Raw genomic sequence first — 18105 nt, forward strand, 5'->3', positions numbered from 1 at the left:
ATGCTCGTGCGCATATACTTTGATGACGGAACGGGGCAAGTGGTGAAACTAAGTCGTTGATCGACTGTTTATAACCGAAAAGAGAAGAAAGGAACTGATTATGAAGAAGATGATTACATTTATAGCGTTGGCATTCATGGCGTTGTCCATGACGGCGCAGGAGTCGACCACCGTGACCGTTCACGTCGACGGCAGCCGCCTTGAAGACCTTCTCACCGACGAGCAGAAGGCTGGCGTCACCAATCTGAAGATAACCGGCAGTCTCGCCGAAGAAGACTATGCCTACCTGCGCAACTCGCTTTTCTTGCAGCTGGACACACTCGACCTGCTTGACGCCGACATAGACACGATACCAAGCAATGTTTTCAACTGGAATAGGACAGGTGTATATACTGCTGATTTCAGGGTGATACTTCCAAAAACATTGAAGCATCTGGCCGACTCTGCCTTTAGCATGGGGGATGCGGATCTCGTATTTGAGCTTGCTGGCCCGTTCCCCACGTTGGACAAGTATGTATATGGCGGGGCTGGTGAAAGTCGATGTAACATTGATCTATCTGAGAGCAATGAGTCTTGTGTGATGGATGGAGAGTTTTTGTGCTCTGCAGATGGCAGTGTGTTGTTTTTTGTAAACGATATGGAACGTGACGGGCTTGGCGGCAGTTTGCCCGCTGGCGTTAGTACTATATACTCCAGTGCGTTTGCAAATTGTGTTATAGGCGATAAGTTGGTTATACCAGCCTCTGTTGATTCTATTGGTGACATGGCATTCTTGAATGCAGAACTTGCAATTCCTATCTCATTCCATTATTCTCACCATTTGCCCGGCCTGTTGTTTGAGGCCACAGTACCGCCGAGGTTGGGAGATGATGTTTTTATGGATGGTTCAGGGTATGGGGGTATTGACTGTGTCTATGTGCCCGAAGAGAGCATTGAGCTTTATGAGCAGGCTGAAGGCTGGAAAGATATTGGTATATTATCAATGGAAAATTATCTTAGTATCAAGGCCATTGAAGGTGAGAATGGCAGTGTGGATGTGTCAGACGGCGGCGAGGCATACACCCTTCAATCTTCCAAGCCCATCTCCCGCGTCGTGTGCTACAGCGTGGGCGGGCAAATGCTGAGAGACGTGCCCGTGATGGCAGAAACAGCTGTAATCGCAAAGAGCGAAATCCCTGGCCCGTATATGCTCGTGCGCATATACTTTGATGACGGAACGGGGCAAGTGGTGAAACTAAGTCGTTGATCGACTGTTTATAACCGAAAAGAGAAGAAAGGAACTGATTATGAAGAAGATGATTACATTTATAGCGTTGGCATTCATGGCGTTGTCCATGACGGCGCAGGAGTCGACCACCGTGACCGTTCACGTTGACGGCAGCCGCCTTGAAGACCTTCTCACCGACGAGCAGAAGGCTGGCGTCACCAACCTGAAGATAACCGGCAGCCTCGCCGAAGAAGACTATGCCTACCTGCGCAACTCGCTTTTCGACCGTCTGGACACTCTCGACCTGCTTGACGCCGACATAGACACGCTTCCTGCGCACGCTTTCCACTGCACTTTGCATACCCCAAAGGAAAATGGGCGTCGTGTGCTGTTACCTAAAAAAATAAAGCATCTGTCAGACTATTCGCTAAGCGTTGAGTGTGTAGGACGTTACAATGTCACTGGTTTTGAGTGTATATTTGAGTTGGCTGGCAAGTACCCTACGCTTGGACGTTTTGTGTATAATGGCAGAGATTGGTATGTACAAAATGAGAGGGTAACTCGTGTGGTTCCATCAATTGGCAACAAATATTGCAAGTATGATGATGGCCGTGTGTATTCGAAAGATGGCACCGTGTTGTATTTTTCACCGATATCCTATTATGAGGCTGGTACATACTCATATTTGGCTAAGGATGGAACCCGTACAATTTATGCAAATTGTTATGAAGGGATGCTCATGTCTGGCAAGTTGATCATTCCTGAGTCTGTTGATTCAATTGGTGACAGGGCTTTTGCCTATATTAAGTGGAACCTGCCAACGAGATATAGTAGGGAGTGGTATGCGCCTGAACCATCCTTGGTGTGTATGGCGTCAGTACCTCCGCGATTGGGAGACGATGTGTTCTTGACTGATGGCGACCCTCAGGCAGTCTATGTTCCCCTGGAGAGTATCGGTCTTTACGAGCAGGCTGAGGGTTGGAAGGAGCTTTCAATAAATCAAATAATATATGCAGATATTAAAGACTTGCAAGGTGATCCAGGTGATTTGTCTGTTGTTGACGGTGGCGAGGCATACACCCTTCAATCTTCCAAGCCCATCTCCCGCGTCGTGTGCTACAGTGTGGGCGGGCAAATGCTGCGAGACGTGCCCGTGATGGCAGAAACAGTTGTAATCGCAAAGAGTGAAATCCCTGGCCCGTACATGCTCGTGCGCATATACTTTGATGACGGAAAGGGGCAAGTGGTGAAACTAAGTCGTTGAACGACAGTATGGATGTTGCCCACAGGCGATTTATGTGATGAAATAATAGATGAAATAATAGCTGAATGTAAAACTTAAACTAATTTGTTTATGAAAACCAGACACTTAGTGCGAATTGTGGCTGTTGCACTATTCGCAAGTTTATTTACCGCTTGCAGCAATGACGATGCTGTCAGGGGAGTGGTAGAGATCGGAAAAATGGATGGAGTGGATTTAAGCTAGTCACAGTGCCGAACGACATTAAACGGCGAGGAGGTGGCAATAAAAGGCGTGGAATTTGCCTGCGACGGCGCCGGTGGGGCGGTGACCATGACAATAAGCGGGCTCACTGCCGAATTGGCGAAGAGTTTCACCGTAGACATCGATGCCGTGCCCGGCGAAAGGACTGTCGGCTTCACCGGCAAGAGCGATGCGCCGGGATACGAGATGACCGTGAGAGGCACATACACCCCCGCCGAGAAATATGTGACCGACGGCTATGTGGTCTTGGACATTGCCTATGCGCCGAAAGGCATTGAGACGGGCCGTACATTTGTGTTCAAGACGGGCGATGGATTTCTCAACGTGACCAAAGACATCTTGGGAACTACAAAGTATGACGGTATTGTTTACCCCAACGAGATGACCATAAGAAACGCATTGGTAAGCATAGGCAAATATCTTGGAACCAAGCACGACGAGATAGGCATGAGGTTTAACGAAGACCTCACGCTCGACATCTGGATAAAGCCCGCCGGCGGCGATGAACCGGCGCATTGGATGACAACGAGATACTGGTTTACGGAAAATGACGGCGAGCTGATACTGGAACTTACCGGCGAGCAATGCGACGCCTTCTGCGAGGCGTGGACGGGCATACCGCAAGGGCCTTATACCCCGATATTCATCTTTGGCCTCGACGACCGCGTGCCGTTGGCCATGTTTTATGAAATGGACGGCGGGCGATTGAGCATAGGCATTGCAAACACGCAGAATGCGGCTGCGCTCTCAATGTTTGCCGACGGCTTTGGGAGGACATGGCCCGAAAGCCAGGCCAAGACCGAGCTTATGGTGGCCAGGGACGCCATGTGGAATGCCATACGCGACGGGCAGCAAGTGGAGATAGCCATGACATCCGAGCCCGGAGATTGACGTGGGTTGCCGGCCCTATTGGCGTTAGTCAAGGCCGATTGCCTCCCCTTGGCGCAGACTGTGGCGCAGGCAGCCGTGCATCCGATTTTTGCGTTGATTTAAATCAATAAATTACGAGGGCGTCGAAAAAACATGCCCCGCAATTTTGTTTTCCCTTATATATATTGTATCTTTGCGCTACCATTGCGACAATGGTACTGTTATTCATTAGGTTAGTAGTTAATAGATTTAAGGTAAAGATTATGTTATTAGATTTTCATGACGACGGTTGTGCCTTTGTGGGCATTGATATTCAATGACTTCAACGGCATCCGTCCGAGGGAATAGCGCGGGGTGAGTGATTCATACCGCGCTGTTTCATTATGGGCTCGCCCCGCGCCGGCATGCGTTTGCCGTAACGATGCGGAGCACAGCCTTTTGCCGCTCTGCCTGCGGGTCGGCAAGGGGCCTTGGCCGGTACGTCGGCATAAAACGGCTATTTTGAACTAACAGAACTTAAAATGCCCCGTTTTAGTATGTTTTTTATTTAATAAAGACAGAAAGATGCCGCTATTTACGGAAATGTGATTAAATTTGCAGCTAAAAATAAAAATAAATACCGAATGAGTAAGAACATTGGTCATCTGTGCCTGCTGTTCGCGGCGGCAACATTACTTGTGTCGTGCTTAGACACCGACTATACCGATGATGTGACGCTTTATGATGATATTGCCATTACCCAGTTTCAGATAACAAGCGCTAAGATAACCAAGCACACCACTTCCTCGACGGGGGAGGACTCCACGTATGTGGTCGACGACCAGAGCGTGGCCGACTATCCGTTTTACATCGACCAGCTCAAGGGCGAGATTTACAATGTAGACTCGCTGCCCGTGGGGGTCGACGCCACCAAGCTGCTCTGCGGCGTTTATACCAAGAACAACGCCATGGTGTATATCGAGAACGCCGCCCGCGACTCGATGAAGTCGCTCTCGTCGACCGACAGCACCGACTTCAGCAAGCCCCGCTACCTGAGGGCATACGCCTCTGACGCCCGCTCGTACCGCCTGTACAAGGTGACGGTGAACATTCACCGCGAGGTGGCCGACGAGTTCCGCTGGACGCGTATGGCCGACAACGCCTCGCTCGCAGCCATGGGCGGCATGCGCCTTGTGGGGCTTGGCGGCAGGATGGTGCTCTTCGGGCTTGAGGGCGGCTCGACGGTGGTATACACCACAGAGGCCTCCGACGGCAACACGTGGACTGCTACGGGGGCGGCCTTCGGTCCCGACGCTTATAATAATGTGGCGGTGAAGGGCGACACGCTCTTCGTGCTCGACGGCGGCACGCTGCGCCGCACCACCGACGGCACTGCCTTCGAGGCAGTGGCGGCACAGGGGGCACCGCAGCGGCTCGTGGGGGCCAGCACTACAGAGCTCTATGGCATCGAAGCCAGCGGCGCGATGGTGGTGTCGGCCGACGGTGGGCGCTCATGGCGCAACGACGCCACCGACGCTCCCGGCACGCTGCTGCCCGCGCAAGACATGACATCGTGCACGGCGCCCTACGGCTATGTCGACAGCACCGACTACGTGATGCTCGCCGGCAACCGCTCGATAGAGGCCTACCCCGACGACTCTACGGCCGTGGTTTGGCGTAAGATAGTGGAATACTCGAATGGCAGCGAGCAGGGCAAGTGGGTGTACATGGACCAGGACAGCCGCAACAACTACCTGCTGCCGAGGCTCGCCGGCCTCACCGTCATTGCCTACGGCGACAGCGAGCTGGCCTTTGGCGGCGCCGGCATAGGCGGGTGCAAGGAGCAGCCGTTCTCGCGGATATACGAGAGCCGCGACGGTGGCATCACATGGAAGGCAAACTCTTCGTATGCCTACCCCGATGCGTTTGACGCCTCGGCCACGGCCTTTGCCGCGGCAACCGACGCCGACGGGCATATATGGATAGTGTGCGCAGGCACCGGCCAGGTGTGGCGCGGACGGCTCAACAGCATGGGCTGGCAGCAGTGACGGGAGGGGCCGATGAAGAAGCTGCTCGTCATAGCCATGGCCATGGCCGCCGCCATCACGGCGGGGGCGCAGACCGACCCCGAATACAGGGCCGAGATAGGCGGCGGGGTGGGGCTGCTATCTTACCAGGGCGACTTCAACGGCAGCATCCTGGCCAACAACCAAGTGGCCGGCGACCTGGTGGCCAAATATCGGTTCAACCCGCGCATGGCCCTGGGGCTCGACATTACATACGGCAAACTGAAGGGCTCGTCGGCCGATGTGAGCACGTGGTATCCTGGGCTGCAAGACTCGGTGGTGTCGTTCAGCAACACGCTGGTCGACGCCGGGCTGCGGTTTGAATACAACTTCTGGCCCTACGGCACCGGCCGCGAATACTTCGGGGCAAAGCGGCTCACGCCATACGTGGCCATAGGCCTCGGGCTGACATACGCCAAGACACCGTCGGGAAGCGTGGTGACGGGCAACCTGCCAATAGGCGTTGGCGTTAAGTACAAGGTGGCCACAAGGCTCAACCTGGCCCTGGAATGGGCCATACACTTCTCGCTGAGCGACAAGCTCGACGGCACCGACGACCCCTACGGCATCGACAGCAGCGGGATGTTCAAGAATACCGACAGCTACAGCATGTTGCGGCTATCGCTCACCTACGACGTGTGGGCAAAATGCCGGACATGCCATAACGATAGATTTTGACTCTATGACAGAACAATTGGATATGAAACGCATACCACGCCACATTGCCATCATCATGGACGGCAATGGGCGGTGGGCCTCGGAACGGGGGCGCCAGCGCAGCTACGGCCACCAGGCCGGGGTGGAGTCGGTGCGCCGCATAACGTCGGAGTGTGTGCGGCTCGGCGTTGAATACCTCACGCTTTACACCTTCTCGACCGAGAACTGGAACCGTCCTGCCGACGAGGTGGCGGCCCTGATGGGGCTGGTGCTGTCGTCGCTCGAAGACGAGATATTCATGAAGAACAACGTACGCTTCCGCGTCATAGGCGACATCGGGCGGCTGCCGCAGGAGGTGCAGGACAAGCTCAGGCAGACCGAGGAGCACACGGCGGCCAACACGGCCATGACCATGGTGGTGGCGCTGAGCTACTCGGCACGGTGGGAGCTGACCAAGGCCGCACGGCAGATTGCCGTCGACGCCATCGAGGGGCGCATAGATCCGGCGAGCATCACCGACACCGACATAGAGGCGAGGCTCGAGACGCGTTTCATGCCCGACCCCGACCTGCTGATACGCACAGGGGGCGAGTTGCGCATATCCAACTTCCTGCTGTGGCAGATTGCATATTCAGAACTGTATTTCTGCGATACCTACTGGCCCGACTTCGACGAGGCGGCCCTGCGCCAGGCCATTGCCAGTTACCAGGGACGGCAGCGCCGGTTCGGCAAGACCGAGGCTCAGGTTGAAGGGGATGAACATTGAACGAAACTCATACATTATCATATTTGGGATGGAATATATGAAGAGGATGCTTGGGCTGCTTGCCGCGGCTTTGTTGGCTGGGTTATACGCCACGGCACAGGACAAGATTGTCAAACCGGAGATATCGTACGCCGGCACACCGCGCTCGTGCGAGATAGGAGGGCTCACCGTCAAGGGGGTAGAGGGCTACGAGGACTATGTCCTCACGGGCATCTCGGGCCTGTCTGTGGGCCAGCGCGTGACAGTGCCCGGCTCGGAGATAACTGAGGCGGTGAAGCGCTATTGGAGGCACGGCCTGTTCTCGGATGTTTCCGTCACGGTCGACTCCATTGTGGGCTCCAAGGTCTACCTGTGCTTCAATCTGTCGGTCAGGCCCAGGGTGAGCACCATCAACTACAACGGCTTGAAGAAGTCGGAGCGCGAAGACCTCGAGGCACGGCTGGGCATCATGCCCGGAAGCCAGATCACGCCTAACGTGATAGACAGGGCTAAGATACTGGCCAAGAAGTATTTCGACGAGAAGGGATACAAGAACGCCGAGATAGACATACAGCAGCGCGACGACGTTGCTGCCAAGAACCAGGTGATACTCGACATCAATGTCGACAAGAAAGACAAGATGAAGGTGCGCCACATCTACCTCGTGGGCAACAAGAACCTGTCGGACAAGAAGATAAAGGGCAGCCTCTTCACCAAGGGTGCCTTCGCCAAGACGCACGAGGCAGGCAAGCTGTCGTCGTTCCTCAAGTCGAAGAAGTTTACCGAAGAGCGCTACGAGGCCGACAAGCAGAACCTGATCGACAAGTACAACGAGCTGGGATACCGCGACATGGTCATCGTCAAGGACAGCGTGTGGAACCACGACCACAACCATGTAAACATCTACGTCGAGATTGACGAGGGGCAGAAATACTACATACGCAACATAACATGGGTGGGCAACACCGTGGTGTCTACCGACAACCTCAACATGCTGCTCGGCATGAAGAAGGGCGATGTGTACAACCAGAAGCGCCTGAAGAAGCGCCTCGAGGAAGACGAAGACGCCGTGGGCAACTACTATTGGAACAACGGCTACCTGTTCTATCAGCTCACGCCGACCGAGGTCAATGTGGTGGGCGACTCCATCGACCTCGAGATGAGGATATCCGAGGGGCAGCAGGCCCACATCAGCAGCGTGCGCATATTCGGCAACGACCGCCTCTACGAGGAAGTGGTGCGCCGCGAGCTGCGCACAAAGCCCGGCGACCTGTTCTCGAAAGACGCCCTGATGCGTTCGGCGCGAGAGATTGCATCTATGGGATTCTTTGACCCGGAGAAGGTCAACCCCGACATAAAGCCCAACATCGAAGACGGTACGGTGGACATCAACTGGGAGCTCGAGCAGAAGTCTAACGACCAGGTGGAGTTCTCGCTGGGATGGGGACAGACGGGTGTGATAGGCCGTGTGTCGCTCAAGCTCAACAACTTCTCGATGCGCAACCTCTTCGGCAAGAACAAGATGCACCGTGGTATCATGCCGATAGGCGACGGCGAGCAGCTGGCGCTCAGCGCACAGACCAACGGTACTTACTACCAGTCGTACAGCATAAGCTATTCGGCGCCGTGGTTCGGGGGCAAGCGCCCCAACGCGTTCAACGTGGGAGCGTTCTACTCGAAGCAGACCGACGTGAACAGCAACTACTACAACAACAGCTGGATGAACTATTACAACTACTACGGCAGCTACAACAACTATTATTACAACAACTACGAGAGCTACCTCGACGACGACAAGTATGTGCAGCTGGTGGGCTTCTCGGTGGGATGGGGCAAGCGCCTGCGCTGGCCCGACGACTACTTCCAGCTGTCGGTGTCGCTGGCATACCAGCGCTACATGCTCAAGGACTGGCAGTACTTCATCATTACCAACGGCAACTGCAACAACATCAACCTCGGCGTGACCCTGTCGCGAACGAGCACCGACAACCAGCTCTTCCCGCGCCGCGGGTCGGAGTTCCTGGCCTCGGTGACGCTCACGCCGCCATGGTCGCTGTGGGACGGCAAAGACTATGAGCACCTGGCCACCGACGCCAACTCGGCCACGTTCCAGAGCGAGCAGGAAGACAAGTACAGGTGGATTGAGTACCACAAGTGGAAGTTCAAGTTCCGCAACTATACGGCCCTCACCAGCGGCCAGAAGTGCTTCGTGCTCATGTCGCGCGTTGAGTTCGGATTGCTCGGGTCGTACAACCGCTTCAAGAAGTCGCCGTTCGAGACCTTCTACATGGGAGGCGACGGCATGAGCGGATACTCGTCGGGATATGCACAGGAGACCATAGGCCTGCGTGGTTACGAGAACGGTTCGCTCACGCCATACTCGGCGCCGGGCTACGCATACGACCGCTTCACGCTCGAGCTGCGCTACCCGTTCATGCTCGGCAACACCACTATCTACGGACTGGCGTTCCTCGAGGGTGGCAATGCTTGGTACGACACCAAGAAGTTCAACCCGTTTGACATGAAGCGCTCGGCAGGCGCCGGCGTGCGCATCTTCCTGCCGATGGTCGGCCTGATGGGCATCGACTGGGCTTACGGCTTCGACGAGGCCCTGTCTACCGGCACCAAGGGCGGCAGCCAGTTCCACTTCGTGCTCGGCCAGGAGTTTTGACGCACGGGGCCTCGCGCCCCTTGGCTACAGCATATATCATAACAGCAAAAAGAAATGGAGGAAAGGAGATTCTTATGAGGAAAGTATTGGTGATGATGGCCATGGTGCTATCGGCCGTGGCCGCGAGCGCGCAGAAGTTCGCGCTTGTCGACATGGAATACATACTTAAGAACATACCTGCCTACGAGCGCGCCAACGAGCAGCTCAACCAGGTGTCGAAGAAGTGGCAGGCAGAGGTCGAGGCACTGTCGACCGAGGCGCAGACCATGTACAAGAACTACCAGAACGAGGTGGTGTTCCTCTCGCAGGAGCAGAAAAAGGAGCGGCAGGATGCCATCATGGAAAAAGAGAAGCAGGCAGCCGAGCTCAAGCGCAAATACTTCGGCCCCGACGGCGAGCTGTTCAAGAAGCGCACGAGCCTCATGACGCCCATACAGGAGGAGGTATACAATGCGGTGAAAGACATTGCCGACCTGCGCGGCTACCAGCTCGTGCTCGACAGGGCAAGCGACACGGGCATCATCTTTGGCAGCCCGAAGATAGACATAAGCAACGAGGTGCTGCAGAAGTTGGGCTATTCATACTGATGCGGCCCACGTTTGCAGCAGGCCTGTCGACGGCCGTCCCGAACGCCCTGTGGCGGCGTCCGGGGCGACCGGTTACGGCATTTGCACGGACAAACATAATTAACAACAATAAAAAGGACAAAGAACAATGAAAAAGTTATTCTTGGCGCTCATGATGTTTGCGCCATTGGCTTCATTCGCACAGAAGTTCGGACACGTTAACTCACAGGAGATAATACAGGCGATGCCCGAGTACAACAAGGCCAAGACAGAGGTAGACGCCCTGCAGAAGCAGTATGAGGACGACCTGAAGAGCATGCAGGACGAGCTCACCCGCAAGTCGCAGGCTTACGACTCCACACGCACCACGCTGCCCGAGAACATCCGCCAGCGCCGTGAGATGGAGTTGCAGGAGATGTACCAGAAGATACAGCAGAGCTACCAGGACAACCAGCAGGCTCTGGCCAAGGCTTCGCAGGAGAAGATGCAGGTAATCACCACCAAGGTGGTCGACGCCATCAAGCAGGTGGGCCAGGCCGGTGGATATGTCTACATCATGGACGTTGCCGGCGGCATACCTTACATCAGCACCACGCTGAGCACCGACGTCACTGCCGACGTGAAGGCCAAGCTCGGCCTGAAGTGACGCTGCCACGGCCGGCCCTCGCCCTTGCGGCAGACTGCCGGCAGCGGCCAGGCGCCCCGGTGCCCGGCCATGTGGCAGCCATCAGCCCCTTGGCGTGGCGCCACATATTATTTTCTGACAACTATGGGATAGCGCAACGCCCTCAGCGGCTGTTGCGCGCCCTTGTTTAAAAAGCGTAGTGACACATGACGATTATTTTCAAGACTGCATTGCGGTCGGCGCTTATGGCGCTGTTGGCAGCCCTGCCGCTCTGTGCGGGCGCCCAGGTAGAGGTAGACACGCTGGCCGTCGACTCAATGGTAGTGGTGACCGACGAGGGCCACGAGCCCCGGCCGGTGCTGCGCTTCGGCTACGTGAGCTATGAGACGGCCCTCAAGGCCATGCCCGACTATGCCACGGCAAGCAAGCGGCTGGCCGAGCTCAAGGCTAAGTACGACGATGAGGCCCGGCGCGTGGCCGACGAGTTCAACGCCAAGTACGAGGAGTTCCTCGACGGCCAGGCGGGCTATCCGGCCACCATCCTGCACAAGAGGCAGGGCGAGCTGCAGGAGCTGCTCGAGCGCAACGTGGCGTTCAGGCAGGAGAGCCGCCGTCTCATCGAGTCGGCCGAGAAAGACATCTTCGCCCCGCTCCACCGGCGGCTGCGCGCGGCCATACGCACCGTGGGGCGCCAAAACGGCTACGCCTTCGTAATCAACATCGATGGCAACGCCTGTCCCTTCATCGACAGCTCCATGGGTGACAACGTGACCCTGATGGTGATAGATATGCTAAAGTGAGCCCTTGGCGCGCATGAGCCGCGCCCGGGGCATGGAGGACCCACAGACATGGACAAACTGAATGCCGCCCCCGGCCCCATAGGCATATTCGACTCGGGCTACGGCGGGCTTACCATATTGCACGGAATACGCAAGCTGCTGCCGTGCTACGACTATCTTTACCTTGGCGACAATGCGCGCGCGCCATACGGGCCGCGCTCGTTCGACGTCGTCTACGAGTTCACGCGCCAGGCCGTGGTAAGGCTGTTTGAGCTCGGGTGCCACCTCGTCATACTGGGATGCAACACGGCATCGGCCAAGGCGCTGCGCACAATACAGCAGAACGACCTGCCTGGCATAGACCCCGACAGGCGCGTGCTGGGCATCATCAGGCCCACGGCCGAGGTCATTGGCTCGCTCACCGAGACGCGCCACGTGGGCATACTGGCCACCGAGGGCACCATCAAGAGCCACAGCTACGACCTCGAGATACACAAGCTCTTCCCAGACATCAGTGTGTCGGGCGTGGCCTGCCCCTTCTGGGTGCCGCTCGTGGAGTACAACGAGGCCGACAGCCCGGGCGCCGACTATTTCGTAAAGAAGCGCATCGACCAGCTCATGGCGCTCGATGCCGACATCGATGCCGTCATACTCGGATGCACCCATTACCCCCTGCTCATGCCAAAGATTGTGAAATACGTGAACCCCGGGGTGCGCATAGTGGCCCAGGGCGAGTATGTGGCCTCGAGCCTGCGCGACTATTTCGTGCGCCATCCCGAGATGGAGCGCAAGTGTACGAGAAACGGCAGCGTCCACTACCTCACCACCGAGAACGCCGACAAGTTCCGCGATTCGGCCCGGGTGTTCCTGCACGAGCATGTCGACGTAGAGACAATAGTGCTGCCTTAGGCCCCCGGTGGCCGCAGGCAGCGCGGATGTGTAGCTGTTCAAAATTAACCGATACAATATACCTTGCAGGTGTCCTCTATATCTTTGCCACCATCTTGTGTGCTCTTTCGGGCCGCATACCAAAGTCTCATCGGTCGCGTAGCCCGCTACGCTCTCTCTTCGGACTTTGGCATGCATCTCCGAAATAGCGCACAATTTGATGGCAATTAATTTTGAACACCTACTTATCCATAAATGTTACTGATATGTTAGCATATACTTATGTAGACAAGGGGCGTTTCGAGCTTCTCGATAAGCCGCGCCCCACCATCGCCGACGACCGCGACGCCATAGTCCGAGTCACCCTGGCCAGCATTTGCACGAGCGACCTGCACATAAAGCATGGCAGCTTGCCGCGTGCCGTGCCTGGCATAACCGTGGGCCACGAGATGGTGGGTGTGGTCGAAGAGGTGGGCACGGGCGTCTCGTCTGTTGACCCCGGCGACCGCGTGGTGGTCAATGTCGAGACGTTTTGCGGCCATTGCTATTTCTGCCGCCACGGCTATGTGAACAACTGCACCGACCCCAACGGGGGGTGGGCCTTGGGCTGCCGCATCGACGGAGGGCAGGCCGGGTATGTCAGGGTGCCTTATGCCGACTGCGGGCTTACGCCCATACCGCCGTCGGTGACCGACGAGCAGGCCCTGTTCGTGGGCGACGTGCTGGCCACAGGCTTTTGGGCTGTGCGCATATCCGAGCTGCGGCCGTTAGACACGGTGCTCATAATCGGTGCCGGGCCCACGGGCATTTGCACTCTGCTGTGCGCCCTGCTGAAGGGCCCGAGGCGCATAGTGGTGTGCGAGAACGATCCTGTGCGCCGCCGTTTTGTGGCTTCGCGGTGGCCCCATGTGGTGGTCACCGACTCTGCCTCGTGCCAAGCTTGCGTGCTGGCAGAGAGCGAGCATGGCGGTGCCGACGTGGTGTTTGAGGTGGCAGGCGGCGCCGACACGTTCCGGCTGGCCTGGCAGTGTGCCCGGCCCAACGCCGTGGTCACTGTCGTGGCGCTTTACGACGGGCCGCAGGTGCTGCCCCTGCCCGAGATGTACGGCAAGAACCTCACGTTCAAGACGGGTGGCGTCGACGGCTGCGACTGTGCCGAGATACTGCGTCTCATTGCCGAAGGGCAGCTCGATGCCACGCCGCTTATCACCCACCGCTTTGCGCTGAGCGACATAGGGCGGGCCTACAGCCTGTTTGAGAGCCATGCCGACGGGGTGATGAAGGTGGCCGTCGACTGTTCGCGCTGAGTGCCGCCATTAGGTCGCACCAGGCGACTGGCTTTTGGCCTGTCGGCGTCGGCCTGTGCCATACGGGCCATCCTGGCTTCCCGAATGGCCCGTGCTATTAACCGTTGCGCCCCGTTTCGCAATGCGAAACGGGGCGCAACGGTTTTTCTTTTCCCGCCTGCTGGGCTTGTGCCTGGGTGGCGCGGCGGTTCGGGCGAGCTATTGTCTGCCGTATGCAGCGCCAGGCTATGGCTGTCATCTTTTTGGCAAGTTGTGTTCGAAAGATTTGAGCTCCATGTCTCTCTCGTTCATCTTGAAGTCAACCATCCCTGTGCCGAAGAAGTGCATCCCGGCCGCCATCATTCCGTTGTGTACTGCCATTAAGGTGTATTTATTGCGCGACTCGATGGCCTTGGTGCGGTCCATGTCGTAGTCGGCGCACAGGTTGAGGTCTTGTATCTGCAGTGGCAGTCCGTGGAACAGGTCGCCCATTATCATTACCCTCCCTGCAATGTAGACAGTGTGGCCCGGCGTGTGTCCCGGTGCTGCCATGGGCTTGACACCGAGCGGCAGCTTGTCGCCGTAGCCGAAGCGGTGGAGCCTGTTCCCGTAGGCCCCTACGGCCTTAATGGCCGTGCTGCCTTTGCCGCCGGCCCCGGCCCAGTAGGCATATTCGGCCTCGGGCACGTAGAGCTGCGCCCGGCTGAATGCAGCCTTGCCGTTGTCGGTAAGGCCCCCTGTGTGGTCGTTGTGGAAGTGGGTTATGAATATGTAGTCTATGCTTTCCGGCTTTATTCCCAGGCTTTTCAGCCTATCCATGAGCACCCCTCCGTTGGCCTTGCCCACGCCGGTGTCGAAGAGAGCCCTCTTGCCTTGCGTCTCTATGATGAAGCAGCTCACCGACGACGGCACGCTGCCCTCGGGCGACAGTTTTTCAACCTCGGCCGAGTCGCCCTTGCCGTAGAACAGCCTGTTGGGCATTTTCTTCTCCGTGGCATTGTCGCGTATTGACACCAGGGCCATGGTCGAGTCGATGTTGATGCGTACGAAAGGCGACATCACCGCAGTCTGCCGACTGCTGTCGCCACTGTTGCCTCCGTCGCCCTTTTGGTGGTTGCCGCAAGCGGCCATTATTGCGGCCACGGCCGCTGCAGCGATTAGTCTGATGGTTGTGGTTGTCTTGCTCATGAGTTGTTGTTGTTTTATGTTGTCGGTTGGTGTGCCATGCCCGTGGGTGGCGGCGCTCACAGCAGTCTGCGGGCGAAGTAGTGCACCGGGTACCACACGGCGATGAAGCCCACGGCGAGCACGGTGACGAATATCAGCGCCACGTCTTCCGGATGTACGCTCACGGGGTAGGCGTCGATGATGAACGAGCCGCTCGAGCGGCCCAGCCCCACCAGTCCGTAGGTTTGCTGCAGCCAGCACAGCAGCAGTCCGACGGCAATGCCGAGCACTGCCCCTATGGCCGAAATCATTCGGCCCTCGAATAGGAATATGCGCACAATCTGCTTGTCGGATGCCCCGAGGTTGCGCAGCGTGGCCACGTCGGCCTTCTTGTCGATGATGAGCATCGACAGGCTCCCGATGATGTTGAAGCACGCCACGGCCAGTATGAACGTGAGGAAGATGTAGGCAATGAGCTTCTCAATCTTCATTATCCTGAACGTGTCTTCCTGTTGCTCGAATCGGTCTTTCACCGTATACTTGCCTCCGGCCATCTGCCTTATCTTCTCCTTTGCGGCATCGAAGTCGGTGCCGGGCTTGAGCCTTAGCTCGAGGGCCGACACCATTCCCTGCTGCCCGAACAGGTTGCGGGCAAAGCCTATCGACGTAACTATGTAGCTCTTGTCATACTTGGCTTGCTTTACGCTGAAGAGCACCCCCGGCGAGTAAAGCTCGTCTTCCACAAACCCGTCGGTGGGGTTGGCCATGTTGAGCTGCCCCTCGCGCTTCGGGGCGTAAATCTTGAGCGGCCGGTCGTAGCGGTATCCCGTGCCCAGCGCCTCGGCCAGGCGTATGCCCGGTATGCCGTAGTTCAGGCCGGCGGCGTGCAGCTCATACTCGCCCTCGCCCACAAGTATCTCGCGTATGTGTGTCAGGCTGTCGAAGTTGTCGTCAACCCCCTTTATTGTCACCATGGCCTGGCGGTCGCCGTAGATGGCCAGTGCCATGTCTTCAACGGTCTCCGTGGCCACCTCCACCTCGGGCAGGTGCCTTATCCGGGTTAGCACGGGGTCGTCGGCAGGGGCCGTCTTGCCCACTGCGGGCGTCACCTTAAGCTGCGGGTCGAAGGCCGTGAACAGCGATGCCACCAGGTCGTGGAAGCCGTTGAACACGCTCAGCGTCACCACCAGGGCCATCGTGGCCACGGCCACGCCCACCACGCTCACCCCGCTTATCACGTTGATGGCGTGGGTGCTTTTCTTCGAGAACAGGTATCGGCGCGCTATGTAGAATGGGAAATTCATTGTTGCTTTGTTCCAGAATTAAACTTGATTATGTCGCTCCATCTTATTGTACCGTCTACAGTGTTTTCGTGAGATTGTATGTTCGTTGTCCAAACATAATTGCAAAATCCCTGTATTTTGTGTTCTTGTACCTTGAATGAGGTATATTGTTGCGGGCTTCTTCGTTTGCGCTGGTCTGTCCGTTGATGAATCTCATTATCTGTTGCCCTACGGCCTGGCCCAATCCCACGTGCACGGCGTTGCCAATCTGTTTGTATATGGTTTCCAGGCGCCCATTGAAAGTCCATGAGTCGGGAAATTGCTGTATCCTTGCATATTCTTCTATCGACAGCGGCCTTAGCTGTGTGGGGTGGCACAGCAGTGTGGCGGGCATGGTCGGACTGGTGACAAGTGTTGGCGATGGCTCGTCGAATTTGAGCTGCCTTAGAAAGCCTGTCTTGCCCCCGGACAGGAAGTATGCCTTGCCCATGGCCTGCATGGCCATGTCTTCAGGCTGGTTGCGCCAGTTTTGGCCTTCTTTCAGTATTTTCATGTACGGCCGGCTCCGTTTGCGCAGCTCGGTGTAGTGCAGGTCTGTGCGGTGTTCCATGTCGCCGATGCAGCTGCGCAGCGTGTTCCACTTCTTTGTGCCTAACTCACCGTTTTCCGAGTGCGTGGGGCTCGGTATGGGCACTCTTTCGCCCCGGTGCCCTATCACCACTATTCGCTCGCGCTTTTCCGGCACACCGTAGTTTGCGGCGTTGAGCAGCGCGTGGCTTATGCTGTAGCCCAGTTTCCTGAATTCGGCTACCATAAAGTGGAACGCACTGCCTTTGACATCCTTTATCGGCTCGTATTCGGCATATTCTGCAGGCACGCTGTTGAGTTTGGCCGACTGCAGCCCCCTGACGTTTTCCATTATGAAAAACTCTGGCAAGATGTCTCTAACCACACGCAGGTATTGCAGCATCACGTTGCCCCTGAAGTCGGCAAATCCCTTTTGCTTGCCCGCTGTCGAGAATGTCTGGCATGGCGGGCCGCCGATTACGAGCGTCACGTCTTGCCTGCCAATGCCGGCAGCAGCCAGTATCTCGTCGGTGTGCACGTCGTTGATGTCTCGTTCTATTACGGGTATGCTTGTGTTGGCCCTTATTGTCTGGGCGGCCCATTTGTCTTTCTCCACGCACACCCGTATTTTGAACCCGGCCTTTTCAATGCCGAGGTCGAGCCCCATGGCCCCCGAAAACAGCGATATGGTGTTGTAGGCCGTCATTTCTTGAGCAGCTCGTCGATGTGTTCGATGTAGTCGAGCGAGTCGTCGAGGAAGAAGCGCAGCTCGGGCACAATGCGCAGCTGGTGGCGCATGCGTGTGCCGAGCTCATAGCGTATGGTTTTCTCGTTTGAGCGTATGTTGGCCAGGATTTCCTCGCCGTGCTCGCTCGGGAATATGCTTACGTAAGCCGTGCATACGCTGAGGTCGGGCGAAATCCTTGCCCGTGTCACCGATACCATCACGCCGTGGGTGGCCCGTGTCTGTTGCTGGAATATGAGGCTGAGCTCTTTTTGCAGTAGCCGGGCCACTTTGTTTTGTCTTGTCTCTTGCATATTATGTTATGTCTTGTTGCGTAGTTTAGACTACAAAGTTACACCAAATAGGGCGAAACACAAAAATAAACTCCCTTTTTTTTGTTATTTCGGCATATTTGCTGTATCTTTGCAAGCTGAAAAACAGATTGCCCTGATAGTTCAATGGATAGAACAACTCTCTCCTAAAGAGTAGATCCGAGTTCGATTCTCGGTCGGGGTACTCTT

The 18105-nt window shown here is 56.6% G+C and carries 16 protein-coding genes and 1 tRNA gene; 13 read left to right on the plus strand and 4 right to left on the minus strand.

Features of this window, described 5'->3' with window-relative positions:
• Window positions 1-100 precede the first annotated feature (100 nt).
• From H6B30_RS10420 to H6B30_RS10475, 12 genes are all read left to right on the plus strand, one after another.
• The gene (locus tag H6B30_RS10420; RefSeq protein WP_205110343.1) at window positions 101-1246 is read left to right on the plus strand and encodes a leucine-rich repeat domain-containing protein; all 1146 of its coding nucleotides are present in this window, start codon (window positions 101-103) and stop codon (window positions 1244-1246) included.
• 40 nt (window positions 1247-1286) lie between these two features.
• Window positions 1287-2471: a hypothetical protein gene (locus H6B30_RS10425; protein WP_205110345.1), complete on the plus strand. Its 1185-nt coding sequence runs from the start codon at window positions 1287-1289 to the stop codon at window positions 2469-2471.
• A 255-nt stretch (window positions 2472-2726) separates the two neighbouring features.
• Complete coding sequence (locus H6B30_RS10430; protein WP_205110347.1) at window positions 2727-3602, plus strand: hypothetical protein; 876 nt, start codon at window positions 2727-2729, stop codon at window positions 3600-3602.
• Window positions 3603-4204: 602 nt separating this feature from the next.
• A complete protein-coding gene (locus H6B30_RS10435) occupies window positions 4205-5608 on the plus strand; it encodes a DUF6242 domain-containing protein (protein ID WP_205110349.1) in 1404 nt (467 codons plus the stop codon).
• A gap of 12 nt (window positions 5609-5620) precedes the next feature.
• Window positions 5621-6304, plus strand: a complete 684-nt coding sequence (gene porG / locus H6B30_RS10440) for a type IX secretion system protein PorG (protein ID WP_205110351.1) — start codon at window positions 5621-5623, stop codon at window positions 6302-6304.
• Between the two features lie 4 nt (window positions 6305-6308).
• Complete coding sequence (locus H6B30_RS10445) at window positions 6309-7049, plus strand: isoprenyl transferase (RefSeq protein WP_205110353.1); 741 nt, start codon at window positions 6309-6311, stop codon at window positions 7047-7049.
• A 28-nt stretch (window positions 7050-7077) separates the two neighbouring features.
• Window positions 7078-9699: a BamA/OMP85 family outer membrane protein gene (locus H6B30_RS10450; RefSeq protein ID WP_205110355.1), complete on the plus strand. Its 2622-nt coding sequence runs from the start codon at window positions 7078-7080 to the stop codon at window positions 9697-9699.
• A gap of 74 nt (window positions 9700-9773) precedes the next feature.
• Complete coding sequence (locus H6B30_RS10455) at window positions 9774-10286, plus strand: OmpH/Skp family outer membrane protein (RefSeq protein ID WP_205110357.1); 513 nt, start codon at window positions 9774-9776, stop codon at window positions 10284-10286.
• A 127-nt stretch (window positions 10287-10413) separates the two neighbouring features.
• Window positions 10414-10911 (plus strand): OmpH/Skp family outer membrane protein, encoded by a 498-nt coding sequence (locus tag H6B30_RS10460; RefSeq protein ID WP_205110359.1) that lies wholly within the window; start codon window positions 10414-10416, stop codon window positions 10909-10911.
• Window positions 10912-11096: 185 nt separating this feature from the next.
• Window positions 11097-11690: an OmpH family outer membrane protein gene (locus H6B30_RS10465; protein WP_205110361.1), complete on the plus strand. Its 594-nt coding sequence runs from the start codon at window positions 11097-11099 to the stop codon at window positions 11688-11690.
• A gap of 48 nt (window positions 11691-11738) precedes the next feature.
• A complete protein-coding gene (gene murI, locus H6B30_RS10470) occupies window positions 11739-12578 on the plus strand; it encodes a glutamate racemase (protein WP_205110363.1) in 840 nt (279 codons plus the stop codon).
• Window positions 12579-12823: 245 nt separating this feature from the next.
• Window positions 12824-13864 carry an alcohol dehydrogenase gene (locus H6B30_RS10475; RefSeq protein ID WP_205110365.1) on the plus strand — a complete coding sequence of 347 codons (1041 nt, stop codon included), beginning with the start codon at window positions 12824-12826 and terminating at the stop codon, window positions 13862-13864.
• Window positions 13865-14098: 234 nt separating this feature from the next.
• Here H6B30_RS10475 and H6B30_RS10480 read toward each other — a convergent pair whose 3' ends face one another.
• From H6B30_RS10480 to rbfA, 4 genes are read right to left on the minus strand one after another with little or no spacing between them, the layout of a single operon-like run.
• Window positions 14099-15031: an MBL fold metallo-hydrolase gene (locus H6B30_RS10480; RefSeq protein WP_205110367.1), complete on the minus strand. Its 933-nt coding sequence runs from the start codon at window positions 15029-15031 to the stop codon at window positions 14099-14101.
• Window positions 15032-15087: 56 nt separating this feature from the next.
• Window positions 15088-16314 carry an FtsX-like permease family protein gene (locus tag H6B30_RS10485; RefSeq protein ID WP_205110369.1) on the minus strand — a complete coding sequence of 409 codons (1227 nt, stop codon included), beginning with the start codon at window positions 16312-16314 and terminating at the stop codon, window positions 15088-15090.
• Between the two features lie 55 nt (window positions 16315-16369).
• A complete protein-coding gene (locus tag H6B30_RS10490; protein ID WP_205110371.1) occupies window positions 16370-17566 on the minus strand; it encodes a DNA cytosine methyltransferase in 1197 nt (398 codons plus the stop codon).
• Window positions 17563-17898, minus strand: a complete 336-nt coding sequence (gene rbfA, locus H6B30_RS10495) for a 30S ribosome-binding factor RbfA (protein ID WP_205110373.1) — start codon at window positions 17896-17898, stop codon at window positions 17563-17565. Before rbfA ends, H6B30_RS10490 begins: the two co-directional genes overlap by 4 nt.
• A gap of 130 nt (window positions 17899-18028) precedes the next feature.
• Between rbfA and H6B30_RS10500 the strand changes: the two genes are divergently transcribed.
• Window positions 18029-18100: transfer RNA gene (locus tag H6B30_RS10500), tRNA-Arg, on the plus strand.
• The last annotated feature ends 5 nt before the right edge of the window (window positions 18101-18105 follow it).

The organism is Marseilla massiliensis, assembly GCF_016899955.1.
Lineage (GTDB): Bacteria > Bacteroidota > Bacteroidia > Bacteroidales > Bacteroidaceae > Prevotella > Prevotella intestinigallinarum.